Source organism: Hyphomonas sp. UBA3195 (assembly GCF_002366485.1).
Classification (GTDB): domain Bacteria; phylum Pseudomonadota; class Alphaproteobacteria; order Caulobacterales; family Hyphomonadaceae; genus Hyphomonas.
Genome location: NZ_DEXB01000017.1, coordinates 1 through 20,656, shown reverse-complemented (window position 1 = coordinate 20,656; position 20,656 = coordinate 1). Strand labels below are relative to the sequence as shown.

Sequence of the window (20,656 nt, the reverse complement as noted above, 5' to 3'; positions counted from 1 at the left end):
GACCAAAGGCCGATTCAAGGCGAGACCGAAAAGGAATTGCGGCGCATATGTCAAAACCCTTCGACGGATGGACAATTGTCTTCGACCTGGATGGTACGCTTGTGAACACGGCGCCCGATCTGCTGGAAGCGCTGAACCATGTGCTGACCAATGCCGATCTCACGCCGGTCACTTTGGACACAATCGCCACGATGATCGGTCACGGTGCCCGCGCGATGATCGTAAAAGGCCTGCTGGCGCACGGCATCACGCCGTCCGATTCGGACCTGGATGTCTTTCTTGAGCAGTTTCTGGACTATTACGCCGCAAACATCGCAGACCACTCGCATGCCTTTGATGGCGTAGTTGAAGCGATGACCACCCTGTCCGCCGGTGGCGCAACGCTGGCTGTCTGCACGAACAAGAAACAGGCCCTTACCGACCAGTTGCTGGCGGAACTGGACCTTACCCGTTACTTCGCCGCGATTGTGGGAGCAGACAGCGTACCCAACCGGAAACCGGATGGAGACCATATCCTGCGCACGATCGAGGCCGCCGGCGGTTCGCCCGAACGCGCTTTGATGATCGGAGACTCCCGCACAGATGAAAGGGCAGCCCGGAATGCCGGACTGCCCTTCATTTTCGTCCCATTCGGGTACGAAGAGGAATCACCACAACAGCTTGAACCTGCCATCGTGCTGGAGCACTATTCCAGGTTGGTCTCAGTTGTGGATGGATTTGTCAGCTAAGCCGAAAGTTCACGCTGTTCGCGTGGACGGTAGCTAGGACGGGCAGAGCCCGTTTCATTTGCAATACGGCGACGCGGCATGCCGTTCACCATGTTGCTGCGTACATCAGTGCGTGCAGACCGCATGGCAGGAACAAAGCCAGCATCGATCAGGTCGACATCAACTTCATAGCCACGCTCTGCCCAATAGGCACTAATTTTCTCACGAAGGCGCTTTGCGCCGTCTTCGTCACACCAGTCTTTCATTTTTCTCTCTCTCCAGGCTGTACTGTTATTAGGGCCTTAGGCCCCCGCCTGTCCTTCTTATATGTTTATGCAGTCCGTTCGTCGGGCTGTCTTGTGTGACCGGAACATGACCATTTTTTGTGGTTTTCTCAAGGCTAATTTCGAATGAAACTAGTGTAAGGTTCTCCGATGAACATCCGTTCATAATGAACGCCTGTTCATATTCATGTTATCGCAAACAAAAATCTGCTCGCAATCAGAAAAAATCTAAAGAACTACCAAATCCTTGTAACCAGATCATGGTACAGCGAGGTATTTCTACCCTTAGCGCGAGAAGTCGTCCCCCCAAGGGTGCATGCGCAAACGATTGTAATGCATGCGAGGAATGTGTTTCTGCATAGCTATAATCAGTCATTTTACGCGACTCAGCGCCAGCAGACATCCGGACTTGACCTCGACTCAGGCGCAGATTACGCCATCTGCTTCGCTGAATTGGGTGATTAGCTCAGTGGTAGAGCACTGCCTTCACACGGCAGGGGTCAGTGGTTCGAACCCACTATCGCCCACCATTCGCCCCGTTGCGCCCTGCTTCAACCTGTCATTCACTTATCCCGCGCATCTAATTCATGGTGAGCGCGCCGAAGCGCAGTATAAGGCGGTGCGATGAAATCCCTGTTCCGATCCAAGGTTATGACCTCCATACTCGGCGTTCTGATTTGGGGCTGGATGTCCCTCATTGCGCGTTCCGTCCGGTGGAAGGTCGAAGGGGAAGAGTCAGCGCGCAGCTTGTGGACCAACTATAACGGCGTCGTCCTTACGGGCTGGCATTCTCGTATCCTCCTCCTGCCCAGTGGCTGGATCCGCAACATGAAGCATTGGCCCGGACAGATACAGAACGGCGCGATGTTGGTTTCATTGTCCCCCGATGGGGAGGCCGTCACCCGCGCGATCGCCCATCTTGGGCTTCACCCCATTCGGGGCTCAGCCGGGAACAAGAAAAAGGCAAAGAAGGACAAGGGTGGCATCCGCGCGATTGCCGAAGCAGTCCGTTTGCTCAAATCGGGTACTGTGGTCTGTATCACGCCCGATGGCCCCCGCGGTCCGGCGGAAATCGTCAGCCCCGGTGCGGTCATGATTGCCCAGCGCGCGGGCGTGCCAATACTGCCCTACGCGCTCTCGGTAAAACCGGCCTCGCGCCTGTCGACCTGGGACCGCCTGATTATTCCCTATCCGTTCGCACGAGGTGCCATTGTATATGGCGAACCAATCCTCGTATCACGCGACAGCGATCCTCAGCAGATTCAGGCCGAATTGCAGAAACGGCTTGATGAGGCGACCCGGAGAGCCGACATGCTGGCGGGCTATCCTGCTGAGACGCAATCGGATTCAGACAAGACATGACAGCCGCGATCCATCTTTACCGGACCCTGACGCAGGCCGCCTCGCCTTTTCTGGGCGGCTTAATGAAACGTCGTGCCCGCGCCGGCAAGGAAGACTATGGCCGCATCAATGAGCGGCTCGCGCGCAACATGCCCCGCCGCATGCCGGGCGGCACGCTCGTCTGGCTACACGGTGCCAGTGTCGGTGAGAGCCAACTCCTGCTCGAACTGGGCCAGCGACTGCTCGAAAAGCGCCCGGACCTGCTGCTCCTCTTCACCAGCCAGACCCAGACATCGGCGCGCCTGCTCGGCCCCGCCCTGCCCGACCGTGCCATCCATCTCATGGCACCACTCGATACACCGGCGATTGCGCGCCGCTTCATCCAGCACTGGCAACCTGATCTTTGCATTTTTGGCGAAGGCGAATTCTGGCCCAACCTGATCCTCGAAGCGGAAAAGTCCGGCGCGAAACGCGCACTAGTGAACGGACGCATGACGGATTCGTCTGCCGAAGGCTGGCAGAAGCTCAGCCGAGCCTTCCAACGCCTGGTCGGTCGGTTTGATGTCGTCCTTGCCGCCGACACCGACACGGCCCGACGTTTGGAAACCCTGCTCGATCAGCCAGTCCAGTCCACCGGCAACATGAAGTCTGCCCTCCCGCCGCCTTCGGCCAGTGACGTGGAGATCCGCCGCCTGCGCGAGAACTTCCTTGGCGACCGGCGTTGTATCCTGGCCGCATCGACGCATGACGGCGAGGAAGCGATTTTCCTCGATGCCCTCAAAGGCAATGACGACACCGCGCTGATCATTGCCCCTCGACATCCGGACCGCGGCGACGCCATCGAAAGCCTGCTCAAGACGCGCGGCCTGCCGCTGGCGCGTCGGTCCCGCGGCGAGACGCCCACACCCCGTACCCGAATCCTGCTCGCTGATACTATGGGAGAAATGGGCCTCTGGTATCGCCTGGCAGATGCCGTCTTTCTTGGCGGCGGGCACACGGAAGGCGTCGGCGGACACAATCCGCTGGAACCTGTTCGCCTCGGTCGCCCTGTCGTGACGGGTCCCGATGTGTTCAACTTCGCCACAATGATGGATGATCTGGAAAAGCGCGGTCTAATCCGGCGCCTGAAGACGCCCAAGGCCATAGGCAAGGCACTGCTGACAATGGAACCGCCAGCTGCCGAAGCGCTCGCCGCCCTGAATGAACAGGCTGATGCGCCCATGACGGTGACTTTGGAAGCCCTGTTGCCGCTTCTTCCCGAACCAGGCCTGCTACAATGAAGGCGCCGTACTTCTGGTCGGCCGGGCTCGATCCGAAATCTCGGGAAGCTGCGCCCCTGACTCGCGCTCTGCTCAGCCCTCTTGCCGCTCTTTATACATGGGGCATCCGCCGCAAGCTGGCCAAGGCCACCCCGGCGCGCACATCAATCCCCGTCATTTGCGTCGGCAACCTGACGACCGGCGGCGTCGGCAAGACGCCCATCGTGCAGGCTATCCGCCATCATATCGAGCTGAAAGGCATTCACGCGTCCAGCCTGTCACGCGGCTATGGTGGCTCCGAAATCAGTCCACAGAAGATCTATCCAACCTGGCATACCGCAGACATGTGCGGCGATGAGCCTCTTCTGCTGTCCCAGACCGGCGAAAGCTGGATCGGCAAGGACAGGTTCGCCGGGGTCCAACTGATGGCCTTTTATGGCACCAAGGTCGCCATCATGGATGACGGCCATCAGAATCCCGGCATCGTGAAGGACCTGTCGTTCGTCGTGATTGATGCGGCTGCTCCTTTCGGCAATGGCTACGTCCTGCCCAAAGGCCCATTAAGGGAACCTGTTGAGGATGGACTCGCCCGCGCCGATGCGGTGATCCTGATGGGGGATGGCGATGTCCCTCAACGCGTGCAGCAGAGCGGCCTGCCCGTGCTGCGCGCCAGAATTGTCCCGTCGGGGCCAGCGCCGTCTGGCCCGCTGGTGGCATTCGCGGGCATCGGACGTCCGCAGAAATTCTTTGAGAGCCTGAAAGATCATGGCGGCGATATCAGCGAAGCGGTCGGCTATCCGGATCATCACGACTATTCCCCGAAGGAACTCGGCTTCCTCCACAAGCTCGCAAAATCCCGCGGCGCGCGCCTGATCACGACCAGCAAGGACTATGTCCGCATCCATCCTGATGATCGTGGCGGCATCCTGCAATTCCCGGTCACCGCAGAGTTTGATGACATCCGCCAACTTGACGCGCTGCTCAACCCGCTCCTCTATCCAGATAATTCATGACCCAGACCGCCCCGAAATATATTCGCCCAAAAGATATCGACAATCGTGCGACGTTTTGGCAGCGCGTTCAGTGGCGGCTGGAAACCATTGGCTGGGATCTACTCTATTGGGGGCCGATGAAGCTGTTCGGCCCAGATCGTGCCTCCAATTTTGGTGGCTGGCTGATGAAGAAGATCGGCCCGCGCCTTTCCCAGCACAAGACAGTGAAGCGCAATCTCCGGCTCGCTTTTCCGGATTGGACAGATGTACAGATCGAGCAGACCGCACTCGATGCATGGGAGAGTGCCGGCCGCGTCGCAGGCGAGCTGCCGCACCTGCCATCCATCGATCCGTACACGTCTGGAAGAGTAGACATTGTCGGTCTTGACGTGCTGGATCGCCTGAAGGCCAGCGACAAGGGTGCGGTCTTCATTTCCGGCCACTTCGCCAATTGGGAAATCATGCCTGCCACAATCACCCAGCGCCTGCCGGACGCGGTGATGACCTATCGCGCCTTGAACAACCCCCATATTGATCGACGCATTTCGGATCTCCGCGCGGCCTATGGCACCCAGATCAACGCACCCAAAGGCGTCGGCACCCGCGAATTGATGCGTGCTCTGGCCAAGGGCCAGACCATCGCGCTGATGAACGACCAGAAATTCAATGAGGGCATCGCCGTCCCTTTCTTTGGGCATGACGCCATGACCGCGCCGGGGCCGACACGGCTTGCCATGAAATACGGTGTGCCGATCGTGCCCGTCTCGACCGTGCGCACAGGCCCAGCCCGGTTCCGGATCACCTTCCATGAACCCTTCATGCCGGAAACGACCGGGGACGAGACCGCAGACATCCAGCGCAGCGTCCAGCGTATTACGGATTTCATTGAAGAACAGGTCCGCGCAAATCCGGGCCAATGGTTCTGGCAGCATCGCCGCTGGCCCAAGGAGGCCTGGAAGGCCGCCGGCATCACCTGATCCGAGCTAGCGCTCCGGTTCGCTCCAATCAGCAGGCCCCACATGCCGACGCCGCAGACGGATCGCGAGTCCCAGAGAAACACCTACGCCGATCGCGATTGTCAGATCAGCCACCACGGTCAGCACAAGCGTGATCAGCAACAGTGCGACATTCGCTTTCTCGTCCGACATATAAGCTCGCCATTTGTGCGGCTCACTCATGTTCCATGCCGTCAACATCAACAGTCCCGCCAGTGCGGGCATCGCCAGATAACCCGCCAGGGGCGCCGCAAACAAAACGGCCATCAGGATTGTGAACGCGTGAACGATACCAGCGACAGGCGTCTTTCCGCCCGCCCGCACATTGGTCGCGGTGCGCGCAATCGCGCCCGTCGCAGGCAGGCCACCGAACAATGCAGATCCCATGTTCGCTGCCCCCTGTGCCATCACTTCGGCATTGCGTCGGTACTGCCCGCCCGTCATGCGGTCCGCCACCATAGCGGACAAAAGGGATTCCACACCCGCCAGGAAGGCAATCACAAAAGCTGAAGGCAGGAGTTCCGTCACACGGTCCAGACTGAGCCCGGGCAGTTTCGGCATCGGCAACTGGCTCGGCAATGCCCCGAACCGGCTGCCAATTGTATCGACTGGCAGGTGAAACAAATACACGACCGCTGATGTCAGCCCCACGGCCACGATCAGGCCCGGGAATTTCGGTGCAACCCGCCTCAACCCGACAATCAAAACCATTGTCGCAGCCCCGATTCCCACGGATGCCCAATTTACCGTCCCGCGCGCCGCCCAGAGCACTTCCAGTTTGCTGAAGAATTCCGCCGGCAGGCCGGAAGTTGTCAGGCCGAACAAATCATTCAGCTGACTCGCCGCAATGATAATGGCGATACCGATGGTGAAACCGTTCACGACCGCTTCCGGAACGAAACTGATCAGGTTGCCTGCCCTCATCAGTCCGGCGACAATCAGAATGATCCCTGCCATGAACGTCGCCAGAACGAGTCCGTCATAGCCGTGCGCGACGATCACGCCGAACACGACCACGATGAATGCGCCAGTCGGCCCGCCGATCTGAACCCGGCTGCCGCCCAGGAATGAAATCAGGAACCCCGCGATGATTGCCGTGACAAGACCCGCCGCCGGGTCGGCTCCTGACGCAATGGCAATCGCCAGGCTAAGCGGGATGGCGACGAGCGCCACTGTCACACCTGCAAACAGGTCCGCCACAAAGAGCGGTCCCGAATAGGTCTGGATCGTTGTCAGAATCTTCGGCTTCATTCGTGCCCGGCCATGCCATGCCACCCCGTTACCCATACAAGTACGCCTACACCCGCACCACGCGCATCGAAAAGGGCCGAATTTGTCGCGATGGATAGATTTTCGATCTGGCAAATCGCCTTCGAAAATTCTTACGAAAGTCCGAAGAAAGAGTGTTGGGCTTCAATGAAGTGTGGAACGGAGTTTAAGGGACACTGGGATACGGTTGCCGCTGAAACTGGTTTTCTTTGCCAGTAAACCATTGCGAGTCTCAGGGGCTTGAACGAATGACCGGATTCTCACTTCCTTCAACGATTCCAGACGGACGTGAGGAAACATCCCGGCAGGCAATCAACTCTGCATTGACAGCCATTCGCCAACACCTAGGAATGCCGATCGCCTATATTTCGGAATTCGTAGATGGTGAGTCCGTGTTTAGATATGTAGACGCACCGGGCCTCGAAAACCTGATCAAGCCGGGAGACAGTAGAGACCTGACGGATGTCTATTGCCTTCACATACTGGAAGGTCGCCTACCCGAACTTATTCCGGATACCTCCAAAAACCCCCTCGCCCTGGCCATGCCGATCACGCGCGAAATTCCGATTGGGGCGCATATGAGCATTCCAATCCGGCTTGTGGACGGCACACCATACGGCATGTTCTGTTGCCTCAGCCCGGAAGCGAACACGAGTCTCAACGATCGCGATCTGGAAACCATGCGCTTGTTCGCAAACCTGGCCGCACAACAGATCGACAAGGATTACGAGGAACGCCGCATCCTTGAGGAGAAGCGCGAGCGTATCCTCGAGACCCTGAATACAAGCGCGTTCGCCATTGCCTACCAGCCAATTGTTGACCTCGGCCAGATGCACCCCAGCGGGTATGAAGCCCTCTGTCGCTTCTCGGCTGAACCTTATCGGTCACCGGATGTCTGGTTTGACGAGGCGGCTGCCGTCGGCTTGTCCGTGGAACTGGAACTGGCTTCAATCCGGCAGGCGGTGGAAAAGATCCGCGAGATCGCGCCCGACCAATACATTTCCGTCAATGCCTCACCTTCCACAGTGATCAGCGATCAATTCGCGAGCACCTTCCTGAATTTGCCGCTCGACCGCATCCTGCTGGAAATTACCGAGCACGCCGTCATCGACGACTATGAGAGCTTCACCAAGGTGCTGCGCCCATTACGCCATGCAGGCCTGCGGCTCGCCGTGGATGATGCTGGCGCCGGTCACTCCTCGCTGCGCCACATTGTCCAGCTCAATCCGGACTATGTGAAGGTCGACATGAGCCTGACCCGGAATGTGGATTCAGACTTGGCCCGTCGCGCACTGATCGGCGCATTGCTGTTTTATACGCGAGAAACGTCGGCTCACATCATTGCCGAAGGTATCGAGACCGAGGCAGAGCTGAATACACTGAAACTGTTGGGCGTTCGCAGGGGCCAGGGCTATCTGCTTGGCCGCCCGGAGCAGGATATCGCCAAGACGATCAATTTGTTCAGCAAGGCATCCTGACAGCATTCAGACCCTGTGCATTCCGCAAAATCGTTCTAGATTGAGCTGACAACCCCGGAGCACGCGCCTCATGAATATCGGTGAAATCATTTCAGTCGTCACCCTTCTGTTTGGGGCCGTTCTCGGCCTGTCCGCCATGTTTTCCCCGGCTTGGGCCAGCCGCATTGTCCGCCTCGTCGAGGATCCGGACCCGCTCCGCCCCGGTGGCTATTCGGAATTTCGCGCCACTTATGGCGGCCTGTTCCTGTTCGCACATCTGATGACGGCCATTCTGGTTGTGAATCTGTCGACGGGTTCCGAAGACATCCTGACGACGCTCGTTGTCCTGCCGCTCGCTGCAGGGTGGGTTGGCGCTGGCACCGGTCGCCTGATGTCCCTGGTCTTCGACCGAGCCAAGAACCGGGAGCCCGGTCTGATCCCGATCTGGATTCCGATGGAGATCATACTGGGCCTTGCTATTGCGGCGCCCTTCCTTCACTTCCTGCTCTAAAGCAACAGAAAGAATATCCCATGACGGAGCGTCGAGAGACGGGCCGCCCGCGCCGGAAACCTTCCAGCCCGAGCAAGCAACGCCCAGCCCCAAAATCCAAGCGTCCAGCCGAAGAGAAAGACTGGAGCGAAGGCGAACGGATCGCCAAATACCTCGCGCGCGCGGGCGTCGCCTCGCGCCGCGAAGTCGAACGCATGATCGAGGATGGCAAGATCACGATCGATGGCGTCAAGCTGACCTCTCCTGCCTTCAAGGTCACAGGCCGCGAACTGATCCGCGTGGGCCGCAAGACCATTCAGGCCCCTGATGCGACGCGCGTCTGGCGATATCACAAACCGGCTGGCCTCATCACCACCACTGTTGACCCGGAAGGTCGGCGCACGGTCTTTGACGAGTTGCCCAAATCCCTGCCACGCGTGGTCACCGTCGGCCGGCTAGACCTGAACACCGAAGGCCTGCTGCTACTGACCAATGATGGCGCGCTTGCCCGCGCCCTGGAGCTGCCGAAGAACGAGCTTGAACGCACCTATCGTGTGCGGGCCAAGGGCACTGTGACCGACTACAAGATTGCCGAATTGGCCGAAGGCATCACGGTCGATGGCGTCGACTACAAGCCGATCACCGCCGTTTTCGACCGGGAAACCGGCGCAAACAGCTGGCTAACCGTGACCCTCTCGGAAGGCAAGAAACGCGAAGTCCGTCGTGCACTGGAAGCGGTGAATCTCATGGTGAACCGCCTGATCCGCGTGCAGTACGGCCCGTTCCTGCTGGACGATCTTCGCCCGGGCGCGGTCGAGGAAGTGCCGACAGACCTGCTACAACAAGCCATCGGCCACTTGATGACGAATGAGCACGCTGCCCGGCCGGCCGAGCCGGCTCGCACCTCCAAAAAGCCTGCCCCTAAGTCACGCCTTGGCAGCAGGTCACCTTCAGGTAAGCTGACTTCCAGGAAACGCACAAAGCCTCGCTGAGACGGCCATTGATAGGTCTCCGGCGGCAAAGCCATACGGAGGTCCCTCATGCCACTTCAGAACGTTACCGAGACCTATCAGGTCGATACCGCGCCGCGGCCACCGAAGAACAAGCCTGTCTTCGATCTCGCGCCGCCAGTCGACCTGACGGACCCGACCGTCTTCTCTTCCCGCGGCGGCTACACTCATGAAGCCTTCGCGGAAATGCGCGAGAAGGCCCCGGTCATGTGGCACCCCGAACAGGTCGGCGCCGGTTTCTGGGCGGTGACTTCCTATGATCTCGTCAAGAAAGTCGAACTCGACCCGGTTATCTATTCCTCGCAGCGCGGTGGCATCCTAATGACCTATGGTCAGGAAGACACGCCCCGCCATCCGCTGCTACACTCATCCAGCCTGAACAGCCTGATCAATCTCGACCGTCCCTACCATACGACACTCCGTATGGAACATATGCAGTTCTTCCGGCCCGGATTCGTGGCGGAGTTGCGCAAACGCGTTGATGTACAGGTCAACCTCCTGCTCGACGCGATGGAGAAACAGGGCCCTGTGGTCGACATGGTGGAGCTGTTCTCCGCCGAATTGCCGCTATTCACGCTGTGCGAAATCCTTGGCGTACCACCAGAGGACCGGCCGAAACTTGTCCACTGGATGCACTTCCTGGAAAATTCGCAATACCAGGCCCAGCAGGAAGGCCTCGGCAATGTCACGCCCGAACAGATCATGGCCTTCATGTCAGAGATTCAGGCCATGTTCGATTACGGTCGACATATGCTGGCCAAGCGCCGCGCCGATCCGCAGAACGATCTTCTGTCCGCGATCGCCAATGTCGAGATCGACGGCGAGCCACTGAGCCCCGAATTCCTTGATGGTTCCTGGCTCCTGATCGTCTTTGCTGGCAATGACACGACCCGCAACTCGCTGTCGGGCACAATGCGCCTTCTGACCGAATTCGCCGACCAGAAGGAAAAGCTGATCGCGAACGAGGATCTGTTTCCCAATTTCGTCCATGAATCGATCCGCATGGTCAGTCCCGTCACTTATATGCGCCGCACAGCAACAGCGGAGGCGGACCTTGGCGGCCAGACCATCGCCGAGGGCGACAAAGTGGTCATGTACTATGCTGCGGCCAATCGAGACCCGTCCAAGTTTCCCGAACCGAACCGTTTCGACATCACCCGCGCCAATGCGAAGGAACATCTGGCGTTCGGCCATGGCCCGCATGTCTGCCTGGGCCAGCGCGTTGCCAACATGCAGCTGGACTCAGCCTATCGCAACATCCTCTCACGCTTCCCGAACATAAAGTGGACTGGCGAACAAACCCTCGCGCCCAGCAATTTCGTGCACGCCATTTCAAGCCTCATGGTGGACCTCGGCACATGAGCGAGCCGCTGGTCCTTCGTCAGGACAAAGACGGCCTTGCGACTCTTACCCTGAATCGGCCCGACAAACTCAATTCACTCACGGTCGGCATGTTCCGCGAACTTCGCCATCATGTGCTCGACCTCGAGACGGATGACAGTGTGAATTGCGTTATCCTGCGCGGGGCGGGCAAATGCTTCTCTGCCGGGCATGATCTTGGCGACATTGCCGAAGGTGAAAAAGTCCCGTCACCGGGGTGGCACTCTGAAACGCTCCGCCTGATGGAGCGCCTGCCCAAGCCGGTCATCGCGGCCGTCCACGGCCACTGCTATACAGGTGCGTTGGAAGTTGCCCTCGCGGCTGATTTCATCATCGCCGCGGAAAGCGCACGTTTCGGAGACACACATGCCAAATGGGCGCTTACCCCGATCTGGGGCATGAGCCAGCGCCTGCCACGCCGTGTAGGGATTGCCACGGCAAAACGCCTGATGTTCACCGCCGACATGATCAGTGCTGATGAGGCCTTCCGCATCGGCCTCGTCGAGCAAGTTGTGGCAGACGCCGACTTCGACAGCGCCTGTCAGGACTTGGCGGATCGCATACTCGCCAACTCGCCATTCTCCCATGCGGCAAACAAGCGTCTGCTGGAGGCGACCGACGCGCGAGACTTGGATAGTGGCCTGCAATGGGAGATACTCAATTGCGAAGGGGTTGGGCCTGACATGCAGGACCGAATCGCGGCCTTTACGGGCAAGAGCAAGAAAGCGAAGACATGAGTGATTTCCTGATCCGCCGTGATGATTTGCGCGACACGCGCTGGACCCCAGCCGACCTGCCTGCCCTGGCCGACGGCGCTGCCCGTCTCAAGGTCGATACGTTTGCCCTGACGGCCAACAATGTTACCTACGCCACTTTTGGCGACCAGATGCAGTATTGGAACTTCTTCCCCGCCGCAGATGCAAGCTTTGGCCGTGTGCCCGTCTGGGGGTTCGCGACCGTGGTTGAATCCAAGACTGAACATGTGAATGAGGGTGACCGCCTGTACGGATATCTCCCCATCTCCGAACATTTTGATGTTGAGCCGGTCAGCGTCGGCAAACATGGTTTTATGGATGGCGCCGCCCACCGCCAGGGCCTCGCGCCCATCTACAACACATACATCAACACTGCTGGCGACCCTTCCTACGATGCCGCGCTCGAAGACCAGCAAATGCTTTTCCGTCCACTCTTCACGACGGGTTGGATGATTGATGACTGCCTGATGGAAACCGGCGACCCGGTTCCGGAAACCGTTGTGATCTCCTCGGCCTCGTCCAAGACCGCCATGGCGCTGGCTCACTGCCTGAAGGTTCGCGGCGGTGTCGACACGGTTGCGCTGACCTCGCCCGGCAACAAGGACTTTCTGGAGAAGACCGGCCTGTACGGGCGTGTCCGCACCTATGATGACGCCGACCGCCTGCATGCGCGCGGCCTGACAGCCTTTGTCGATTTCCTCGGACGCCCCACACTGACGGCAGATGTCCATAATGCCCTGAAAGACCGGCTTGTTCGCAGTCTCGTCATCGGCGTGACCGATTGGGAAGGCGACCGTTCGCCCATCGCGCTGCCAGATCCTCAGCCGGAATTCTTCTTCGTGCCGACTTATGCCGCTGAACGCGCAGCCACGCTCGGCGGCGCTGAGATCAATCGTCGGCTCGGCTCTGCCTTGAAGAGTTTCTACACGGCCTCGAAGGACTTCGTCACGCCGCGCCACGCCAAAGGTGCAGACGCAATCACGAAAGCATGGACGCAGACCATCGACGCCCAGGTCAGCCCCTCCGAAGGACTGATCCTCTCAATCTCCTGATCGCAAAAACAAAAGCCCCCGCTGCGGCCAAACAGCGGGGGCAGGTCGCACACCTGGAGCGCTCTAGCGTCGCTCCGAGACCTTGAATTCCATGCGTCGGTTCTTTGCCCAGGCCTCGTAGGTTTCCGCCCTGTCCAGCGGACGGGACTCCCCGTACCCCATCGCCGTCAACGCTTCAGCCTCGACGCCGTGCTCGACCATATAGTCACGCACTGCTTCTGACCTCTGTTGGGAGATCACTTCATTATATTGATTGGAGCCGCGAGAATCCGTATGGCCGCCAATCTCGATGGTATACGCATCGCACAGCAACGCCACCCCGGTCAGCGCATCCAGCAATCGTTCGCTGGTCGGCGAGATGATGGCCAGATTGCTCTGGAACATGATCGTGCGGCCATCCATCGTGGCATTGAACGCAGATTGGCACCGCCCGGCATTGGCTTCGCCATCAGACAATGCCGCCAGCGCCTCGCCCACGCCCCGCTCGCCTTCTTCAACCGAGATGCCATCCACGACGAGGGTCACATCTGAGGCGACTTCGGCATTGTCCTCGAGGGCCGCCTGCCCGACCAGAAAGCCCTGCTCCTTGGCGGCCGGATCCGGTGCCAGGCCAGTCAGAACGGCAACCGGCCCACTGACATGCAGGCCCATCCACGGGAACCCGGCATCCGGGAATGTACGCTCTAGCGCGCCCACCCAGCCAACACTTGCTGGCCGCGTCTCGGTGGCGGCGGGTTGTGATGCCGGGGGTGTACTGGAGACAACAAACGCCGTCCCGTCCCAGAAATAGTCGCCTTCAGCGAGTTGAACACACTGAGGTCCGCTTTCGGCGGCCACTGCTTTCGGCGCATCTGCCGATTCCCCTCCACACGCCGCGACACTGAACAGCGCAGCCCCGGCAATCGCGCGGGCAAGGAAAAGATCTCGTTTCATGCAACTCACTCTAAATATCGCGGGGCTTGCGCCGCTTCCTCATCAATCGCCAAGTCTCTGGCGATTGATTGGGAAAGTCAAAACGCTTCGCGGCTGAGGCGAAGTTCGGACCGGTCATTGCGCCTGCTTGTAGACCGTTCCGCCTTTCATCACGAAATCAACATCCTGCAATTCAGTAATGTCTTTCAGGGGGTCTCCCATGACCGCAATGATGTCGGCATGCTTGCCCGCCGTGATCGTGCCGACGACATCGGACATCTCCACATGTTCTGACGCAATCACAGTCGCTGCGCGGATGGCCTCTTCCGGCGTGAACCCCGCCTCCACCATCAGCGCGAATTCCTGCGCATTATCGCCATGCTTGGACACGCCCGTATCCGTGCCGAACGCCACCTTGACCCCGCCTTCATGTGCGCGACGCAACATATCCAGCATCAACGGCCCGACAATTGCGGCCTTTTCCCGGCTCGGTGCCGGCAGCCAGGGCTCATTGACCCAACCCGTCACCGTCGCTCCGGCCAGCACCGTCGGAACCAGAACAGCGTCATGCTCCTTGAACAGGGCGATCGTTTCATCGTCGGTATAGGTGCCGTGCTCAATGGAATCGATGCCAGCCTTCAACGCAGACACGATGCCGCCCTTGCCATGCGCATGCCCGGTTACCTTCCGGCCCATCGAATGCGCCGTCTCGACAATCGCGACCAGTTCATCATCCGTAAACTGCTGTTCCAGTCCGGCCCGCGTATTTGACAGCACTCCGCCGGTCGCGGTGATTTTGATGACGTCTGCGCCTTCCTTGATCTGCTGGCGCACCGCCCGACGGCAATCATCGACGCCATTGCAGATATTCTTGCCGGTGAACATCGCCATGACTTCCGGAGAATAACCATTGATGTCGCCATGCCCGCCGGTCACGCTGATCGCCTGGCCTGCGGCCCGAATACGCGGCCCCGGTACGTTGCCATTCGCAATTGCGTCGCGCAGGCCGAAGATCGCCGCGTTCGAGGCCCCGACATCCTGAACCGTTGTGAAGCCGGTCAACAATGTCTTGTAGGCAAAGCCCGCGCCATCGAAAGCTGCATCCACATCCGTGTCCTCGAACGCCTTGATCCGCTCATTCGGCCCATTCTCGCCGGTGATGTGCACATGGCTGTCGATCAGGCCGGGCAGGACATAAGCCTCCTTGAGATCTATCAGGTCCGCCCCCCGCGGCGCGCGCTTGTAGCCCGCTTCAATCGAGACGATCTCGCCATCTTCCACCGTAATCGTCTGGCGGGTCAGGTAACCTTCGCCCGGCTCGGCCAGCACATGCCCGGCATGAATCAGGGTTGTCTCGGCCAGTGCTGCGCCGGTTATCACGGTCGCCAGCGCCGCGCTCGCAGCCAGTTTGCTCATCATCGAAGTCATCAGGTCAGCCCTCCCTCAAGGTGTCAGGATCATTTTCATCGCACCATTCTCGCGTGCGTCAAACATACGATACGCCTCTGCCCCTTCCGACAGCGGCATATGGTGGGTAATGGTGCGCTCGGGCGTAAGCTTGCCCGCCTGCACCAACGGAATCAATTCCGGCCAATGTTCAGGCACCGAGCAAGTGCCCGTCCGGAACGTCAAATTCTTGATAAAGGCCAGCGCCATCGGGAATTTGAAATCCATCGTTTGGTTCACACCGATGCAGGAAACCGTGCCCGCTGCCTTGGCGAGTTTCAGCGACAGATGGATCGCCGGGTCCGCGCCGACACATTCCACGACGCTGTCACACATCCGGCCTCTGGTCTGTTCCTCGATCACGGCCTTGGCTTCGCTCGCATCGAGCGCAATCGCGCCCATCGCCTCTGCCATGGCGCGCCGCTCCGCAACCAGATCGACCGCATAGACTTTCGCCGCGCCCATCAGGAATGCGCCTTCCACGGCCATCAGGCCAATCGGACCGCACCCGACCACGGCAACAGTCGCACCGGGATGAATGTCCGCGCCCTTCAGCCCATGCCAGGCCGTTGGCAAATTGTCCGTCAACAGAACGGCCTGGTCATCACTGATCCCGTCCGGAATGCGCGCCAGGCCAAAATCCGCGACCGGCACCATCGCATATTCGGCCTGCACGCCCTGCAGGCCGGGGCCGAGCCCATAGCAACGCCCGCCATGCGTGTCGCATTCATTCATATTGCCCGACATGCAAGGCACGCACGCGCCACAGCCCACAGCGGCCGAGATCATGACCCGGTCGCCTGTCCTGAATCGCGACACGCCGCTGCCAGTCTCGACAATCTCGCCCACGGCTTCGTGCCCGACGCAATAGCCAGTCTCCTCGCTGAAACCGTGGCCCTGATAGATATGTAGGTCCGACCCGCATATCCCGCAGGCGGTCATCTTGACGATGGCGCTACGCGTATCTTCCGGTTTCAATTCGGGCGCCTCGCCATAAGCGATGTCGCGCCTGCCCTGATACAGCAATCCCTTCATGCGATCCTCCTCAGGCCGGCAGCCGGTCGGCGGGATAGTGCGGATAGCTCGCTTTCATCACGCCATGATTCAGCAGCATCTCGGCGACCTGCTTTTCGCCCGCCGCATCGAAGAAGCGTGTGCGGATCCAGTAATTCTCGACCCGTCGGCTTTCCGACAGTGCCACGACCTCGCGACGCAACAGATAGGTCTCTCCCACCAGGAGCGGCCCATCAACCATGCGAATTTCCAGATCGGCAAACAGACCAATCGCAGGTTGCTTGACCGGGAATTTGGAATTCCGGTTGGAGTAGTTTCCCAGCACACTGACCATTTCCAGGGGCACAATCGGTTTGCCCCACGGCCCCGCAGCGCCATCAGAGTATACATCCATCGGCTCTGTGATGACCTTCAACTTGTCAGCCAGTGAGAAGGGATAGAGATTTCCCATATGCTGATCAGGGCCCATCGTAACCGTCTCGTCGGCTGCGCCGGTCATGCCAACTTTCATATCGGCGAGGATCACGAGGTCTCCCGCCGGGCGCAGCTTTGCCATGCGCGCTTCGAGCAATGTCTCACCATGATCCGGCCCAATCGACGCGCTGGCCTCCAGTACCGGCGTACCATCCTCCTTGAACGCCCGGCACTTTGTCCGCGTCGCCCCCGGCGCTGGGCGATCGACTTCGACACGCACCTTCTCACCCTCGAACACCATGTTCAGGAAATGACTGGAGAAACAGCCGCGCTCGAACCAGGCGTCGCCCCAGATTTCGGCAAGGTATGGCACGAATTGCGAGAAATGCGTCGGCCCTTCAATCGGCCCGGCCTTGATGCCGAGTCGCTCCGCTTCGCTGTCATCATGAAGGCTCTTGTGCCCATCATAAGATTGCTCTTGCAGCATCTGAGCGGGCGCGCGCAGTGGCCCCTTGATTGTCTCTGTCATGTTTCCTCCGTCCTTCATCGTCTTCTATCTGGGGTGTTCCGGCAAGGTTTATCGCGGCGGCAACAGGCCTGTCTGGCTGGCCGTTGTCAGCAAGGTGCCGTCTTCTCCGAACTGGTACAGCACGCCATGAGCGACGCCGGCAGCAAAGCCCGACATGCGCGTCACATTCAGCACCCAGTCTGTCTTCGGAAGCGCGTGGATGCGCACTGTGTTGTCGAGGCTTCGCCCGCCTCGCGTGCGGGTATGTGCGCCAAGGAAAAAGTCTGAGATCAGCGACAGTCGCGCGGCATCCGCGGGTCCGGTATCCTTCACCCGCACCCAGACCATTTCCTCCGCTGTCGCATCATCCTGATGCGCAGACCGGCGCTCGATCCGCCCGGCGAGATTGTCGTCGCGCGAGAAGGGAATCTCGTGACTTTCCGCACATTCCGCTGGCGGCGGCACAGGGGGCATGTTCAAAAACTGCCGCCCCTCGCTGTCATCCCATCCGCCCAAGGCGGCTGAAACGTGCAAGACCGAGCGACCGTCTTCCGTCAAATCGGCAACCGCTTGCACAACGGTCCTTCCCTCGGCCAGCTTGCGCACCGTGATGTCGATGCGCGAGTTCAGCGTCGCGCCGCCCGCAAACTGTGCCGTTGCCCATAGCAGAGGGCGCCCGATCGCAGTCTCCAATGCATGCACGCCTGCGGCCATGGACACGCCGCCCATCAGGAATTGCCGGTCTGGCGGTCCCGCACAGGCGCTCTGGCGCGCGACGAATTCAAACCGGTTGGGGTCCTCTGTCGATTGGGTTGGTATCCAGAAGGTCGGGCGTGGGCCCTCACTGTCAGCCATCTGCATCCTCCTCAGCATGTGTTTTCGACCGTTTTGGATCCAGCCGCACAGCGATCAATGCCAACACCAACAAGGTAGCTGACAAGCAAAGCGCCATCATCGCCGTGCCCGGCCAACCCCAGATTTCATAAACAGATGTGCCCGCCCAGCTGCCTAGCCCGCCTCCGATGAACATCAGCACAATATATGCGGTCATCAGGCGTGTGCGCACTTCCGGCGGCTGATTCAGGAACGTCATCCGCCCGGTCACATCAATCAGTGGCCCGACCACATTCATCAGCATCAATGGCACCAGCAACATCCACAGGCTGTGGCCGAACACGCCGAGCAGGCAGACGCCGGAAAACTGCACCAGCGCCACGAATGCTCTCAGCCGTCGGGGCCCGATCCGGTCGGCCCAACCACCAAAGAACGGCGTGGTGAACACATTGATCAGGGCAAGCGCCGCCAGATAGCCGACCGTATCAGCACCATAGCCCATTTCAGGACTGGTCAGGTAGAGGCCGAGCCCGAGCCACACCGCCAGGAAGACACCGAAGCCGAGCCCCTGCATCGCACCAGACAGCAGAACTTCCGGGTGTCGCCGCACAACCGGGAACACAGACATGACAAGTCCGACATAGCTTTGCTTTTCCTGCGCATCGCCGCGCCCCTGTCGCTCATCCATGATCTGCGGCAGCAACAGCGTCACCCCGCCCATCAATGTTGCAGCAACATAGTATACCGACCGCCAGCCATAATGCTCACCCAGCCAGCCGCCGCCCACGCGCGCAACGAGAATGCCGGAGATGACGCCCGTGGTCAGCATCGCCATGGTCTGTCCCAGCCGTTCGGGCGGCACGCGCTTCGACGCATAGGCCGGCAGCAAATAGGGCGTGATCGTTGAAAATCCGAGAAATGTCGAACCTGCAATGAACAGCCGGAAATCGGTTGCGAATGCCATGGCCAGCATGCCCGCGAACTGGCCTGCGGCAAACACGGTCGCCAGCCGCTTGTTGCTGAACCGGTCCCCCAGCGGCAGCAACAGGAAAATGCCGAGCGCCAGCGCAATCTGGTTGAACGCAGGCACCAACCCAATTTCCGACGGCGACGCGCCAAAATCGTCCGCCACCAGAGCGATGATCGGATGGATGTAATAGGCGTTGGCCGTCACCACCGCGCAGGCCAGCGTCAACAGCCAGATGTCACGTCGGCTCAGATACCGGTAATCAGACCCGCTGCCCGGCAGGCCGGGCGGGACGGAACTCACCCCGGCATCCCGGCCCGGCGCGCATACTCGGCCGCAAACTGCGCCAGCGGCACCACCCGCGCGGCGTTCGACTCGGCATTGGCACTGTTGGCCGTGCCATCGCGGACGCGCCCAATGATGCCCTGCAGGATTCCCGCAAGCCGGAAGCCATTATAGGCGAAGTAATAGTCGAGCTCTGGCAAGCCATCGCGGCCCGTATGCTTGCAATACATGTCGACATATTCGTCCATGCTCGGAATGCCCCAGGCCTCGAGGTCATCAATCGCCATGATCGATCCGCGCGAGGAATCCCCCGGTGGCATCACCCAGTTCATGAGGTGATAGGAGAAGTCCGCGAGCGGGTCGCCCAGCGTGCAAAGCTCCCAATCCAGCACCGCGATCACTCTTGGCTCGGTCGGATGCAGCACCATATTGTCGAGACGGTAGTCGCCATGCACGATCGTGGTCTTGTCGCCCGGTGGAATATTCTTGGGCAGCCATTCGATCAGTTGTTCCATTTCCGGGATATGCTGGGTTTCGGATGCCTTGTACTGTTTCGTCCAGCGATGGATCTGGCGGGCCACATAGTCGCCCTCCTTGCCAAAGCCTTCCAGGCCTGCGGCGCGCCAGTCGACATTGTGGAGATCGGCAAACGTCTTCACCTTTGCCTCATAGATGGCGCGACGTTCAGCAGGCTCATATTCCGGCAGCGTGCCATCCCACAGAATGCGGCCCTCGACCATGTCCATGACGTAAAACATCGTGCCCACGACGCTCTCATCGGTGCACAGGCCATAAGGCCGGGCGACGGGATATCCCAGCGGGTAAAGCGCGGAAATCACGCGGAATTCACGGTCCACGGCGTGCGCACTCGGCAACAGCTTGCCCGGCGGCTTGCGGCGCATGACATATTTCTTGTTGGGCGTGACCAACTGGTAGGTCGGGTTGGACTGTCCGCCCTTGAACTGGCGCACTTCCAGAGGGCCCTGATAACCCTCGACATTGGCCTCCATCCACGCGGCGAGCTTCGCCTCATCGAATTTGTGCGACTCGACCACAGGCTTGGTGCCCGTGAACAATTCTGCAGCGGTTTCTCCCTCGGCCATTTTCTGCCCTCTTTTCTACAAGTTTTGCTGTCACACCATACTCACGGCTTACGCGACGCCAAGGCCTTCCGCGACGTCCGCATTGGCCAGCTCACACGAAAGGTTCGCACTGTGCGAAAATTGGAGACCCTTGCCACGGCCCTCGCTTTGCTCAGTTTGGCCATGCTCACCCTGGCGGCAAT

General features: G+C 59.8%; 20 protein-coding genes and 1 tRNA gene. 12 read left to right on the top strand and 9 right to left on the bottom strand.

Going from position 1 to position 20,656, the window contains the following annotated elements:
* The first annotated feature begins 47 nt into the window (after positions 1-47).
* Positions 48-728 carry an HAD family hydrolase gene (locus B2344_RS05635; protein WP_290484827.1) on the top strand — a complete coding sequence of 227 codons (681 nt, stop codon included), beginning with the start codon at positions 48-50 and terminating at the stop codon, positions 726-728.
* Here B2344_RS05635 and B2344_RS05630 read toward each other — a convergent pair.
* On the bottom strand, positions 725-973 hold the full coding sequence (locus B2344_RS05630) for a hypothetical protein (protein WP_034813781.1): 249 nt from the start codon (positions 971-973) through the stop codon (positions 725-727). The genes B2344_RS05635 and B2344_RS05630 overlap by 4 nt on opposite strands.
* A 473-nt stretch (positions 974-1,446) precedes the next feature.
* Between B2344_RS05630 and B2344_RS05625 the strand changes: the two genes are divergently transcribed.
* The 5 genes from B2344_RS05625 to B2344_RS05605 all read left to right on the top strand — a co-directional run bounded on the left by B2344_RS05625 (position 1,447) and on the right by B2344_RS05605 (position 5,560).
* Positions 1,447-1,521, top strand: a tRNA-Val gene (locus B2344_RS05625).
* A gap of 94 nt (positions 1,522-1,615) precedes the next feature.
* Positions 1,616-2,353 (top strand): lysophospholipid acyltransferase family protein, encoded by a 738-nt coding sequence (locus tag B2344_RS05620; RefSeq protein ID WP_051607698.1) that lies wholly within the window; start codon positions 1,616-1,618, stop codon positions 2,351-2,353.
* 62 nt (positions 2,354-2,415) lie between these two features.
* Entirely contained in the window at positions 2,416-3,612 is a 1,197-nt protein-coding gene (locus B2344_RS05615) for a 3-deoxy-D-manno-octulosonic acid transferase (RefSeq protein ID WP_290484826.1), read from the top strand.
* On the top strand, positions 3,609-4,604 hold the full coding sequence (gene lpxK, locus B2344_RS05610) for a tetraacyldisaccharide 4'-kinase (protein ID WP_290484825.1): 996 nt from the start codon (positions 3,609-3,611) through the stop codon (positions 4,602-4,604). Before B2344_RS05615 ends, lpxK begins: the two co-directional genes overlap by 4 nt.
* A complete protein-coding gene (locus tag B2344_RS05605; RefSeq protein ID WP_290484824.1) occupies positions 4,601-5,560 on the top strand; it encodes a lysophospholipid acyltransferase family protein in 960 nt (319 codons plus the stop codon). The genes lpxK and B2344_RS05605 overlap by 4 nt, the downstream gene beginning before the upstream one ends.
* A gap of 6 nt (positions 5,561-5,566) precedes the next feature.
* Here the strand turns inward: B2344_RS05605 and B2344_RS05600 are convergent, their stop codons facing one another.
* Positions 5,567-6,829: a SulP family inorganic anion transporter gene (locus tag B2344_RS05600; protein ID WP_290484823.1), complete on the bottom strand. Its 1,263-nt coding sequence runs from the start codon at positions 6,827-6,829 to the stop codon at positions 5,567-5,569.
* Between the two features lie 368 nt (positions 6,830-7,197).
* On the opposite strand from B2344_RS05600, the gene B2344_RS05595 reads away from it, so the two are divergent.
* The 6 genes from B2344_RS05595 (at position 7,198) to B2344_RS05570 (ending at position 12,991) form a co-directional block, all read left to right on the top strand.
* The gene (locus B2344_RS05595; protein ID WP_242517508.1) at positions 7,198-8,325 is read left to right on the top strand and encodes a sensor domain-containing phosphodiesterase; all 1,128 of its coding nucleotides are present in this window, start codon (positions 7,198-7,200) and stop codon (positions 8,323-8,325) included.
* 70 nt (positions 8,326-8,395) lie between these two features.
* On the top strand, positions 8,396-8,815 hold the full coding sequence (locus tag B2344_RS05590) for a hypothetical protein (RefSeq protein WP_290478913.1): 420 nt from the start codon (positions 8,396-8,398) through the stop codon (positions 8,813-8,815).
* Positions 8,816-8,835: 20 nt separating this feature from the next.
* Positions 8,836-9,786, top strand: a complete 951-nt coding sequence (locus B2344_RS05585) for a pseudouridine synthase (RefSeq protein ID WP_290482404.1) — start codon at positions 8,836-8,838, stop codon at positions 9,784-9,786.
* Positions 9,787-9,834: 48 nt separating this feature from the next.
* Entirely contained in the window at positions 9,835-11,166 is a 1,332-nt protein-coding gene (locus B2344_RS05580; RefSeq protein ID WP_290482405.1) for a cytochrome P450, read from the top strand.
* Positions 11,163-11,921, top strand: coding sequence for an enoyl-CoA hydratase/isomerase family protein (locus tag B2344_RS05575; RefSeq protein WP_290482406.1), 759 nt, complete (start codon positions 11,163-11,165; stop codon positions 11,919-11,921). Before B2344_RS05580 ends, B2344_RS05575 begins: the two co-directional genes overlap by 4 nt.
* Positions 11,918-12,991, top strand: a complete 1,074-nt coding sequence (locus B2344_RS05570) for a DUF2855 family protein (RefSeq protein WP_290478917.1) — start codon at positions 11,918-11,920, stop codon at positions 12,989-12,991. Before B2344_RS05575 ends, B2344_RS05570 begins: the two co-directional genes overlap by 4 nt.
* A 63-nt stretch (positions 12,992-13,054) precedes the next feature.
* On the opposite strand, the gene B2344_RS05565 is transcribed toward B2344_RS05570, so the two are convergent.
* From B2344_RS05565 to B2344_RS05535, 7 genes are all read right to left on the bottom strand, one after another.
* Complete coding sequence (locus B2344_RS05565; RefSeq protein WP_290482407.1) at positions 13,055-13,924, bottom strand: OmpA family protein; 870 nt, start codon at positions 13,922-13,924, stop codon at positions 13,055-13,057.
* A gap of 114 nt (positions 13,925-14,038) precedes the next feature.
* Positions 14,039-15,331, bottom strand: a complete 1,293-nt coding sequence (locus B2344_RS05560; protein ID WP_290482408.1) for a metal-dependent hydrolase family protein — start codon at positions 15,329-15,331, stop codon at positions 14,039-14,041.
* Positions 15,332-15,346: 15 nt separating this feature from the next.
* Positions 15,347-16,384 carry an alcohol dehydrogenase catalytic domain-containing protein gene (locus B2344_RS05555; RefSeq protein WP_290484822.1) on the bottom strand — a complete coding sequence of 346 codons (1,038 nt, stop codon included), beginning with the start codon at positions 16,382-16,384 and terminating at the stop codon, positions 15,347-15,349.
* A gap of 10 nt (positions 16,385-16,394) precedes the next feature.
* Positions 16,395-17,306, bottom strand: coding sequence for a hypothetical protein (locus B2344_RS05550; RefSeq protein WP_290484821.1), 912 nt, complete (start codon positions 17,304-17,306; stop codon positions 16,395-16,397).
* A 48-nt stretch (positions 17,307-17,354) separates the two neighbouring features.
* Entirely contained in the window at positions 17,355-18,140 is a 786-nt protein-coding gene (locus tag B2344_RS05545) for an acyl-CoA thioesterase (protein WP_290484820.1), read from the bottom strand.
* Positions 18,133-19,389 (bottom strand): MFS transporter, encoded by a 1,257-nt coding sequence (locus B2344_RS05540; RefSeq protein ID WP_290484819.1) that lies wholly within the window; start codon positions 19,387-19,389, stop codon positions 18,133-18,135. The genes B2344_RS05545 and B2344_RS05540 overlap by 8 nt, the downstream gene beginning before the upstream one ends.
* Entirely contained in the window at positions 19,386-20,474 is a 1,089-nt protein-coding gene (locus B2344_RS05535) for a phosphotransferase family protein (RefSeq protein WP_290484818.1), read from the bottom strand. The genes B2344_RS05540 and B2344_RS05535 overlap by 4 nt, the downstream gene beginning before the upstream one ends.
* Positions 20,475-20,656: the final 182 nt, after the last annotated feature.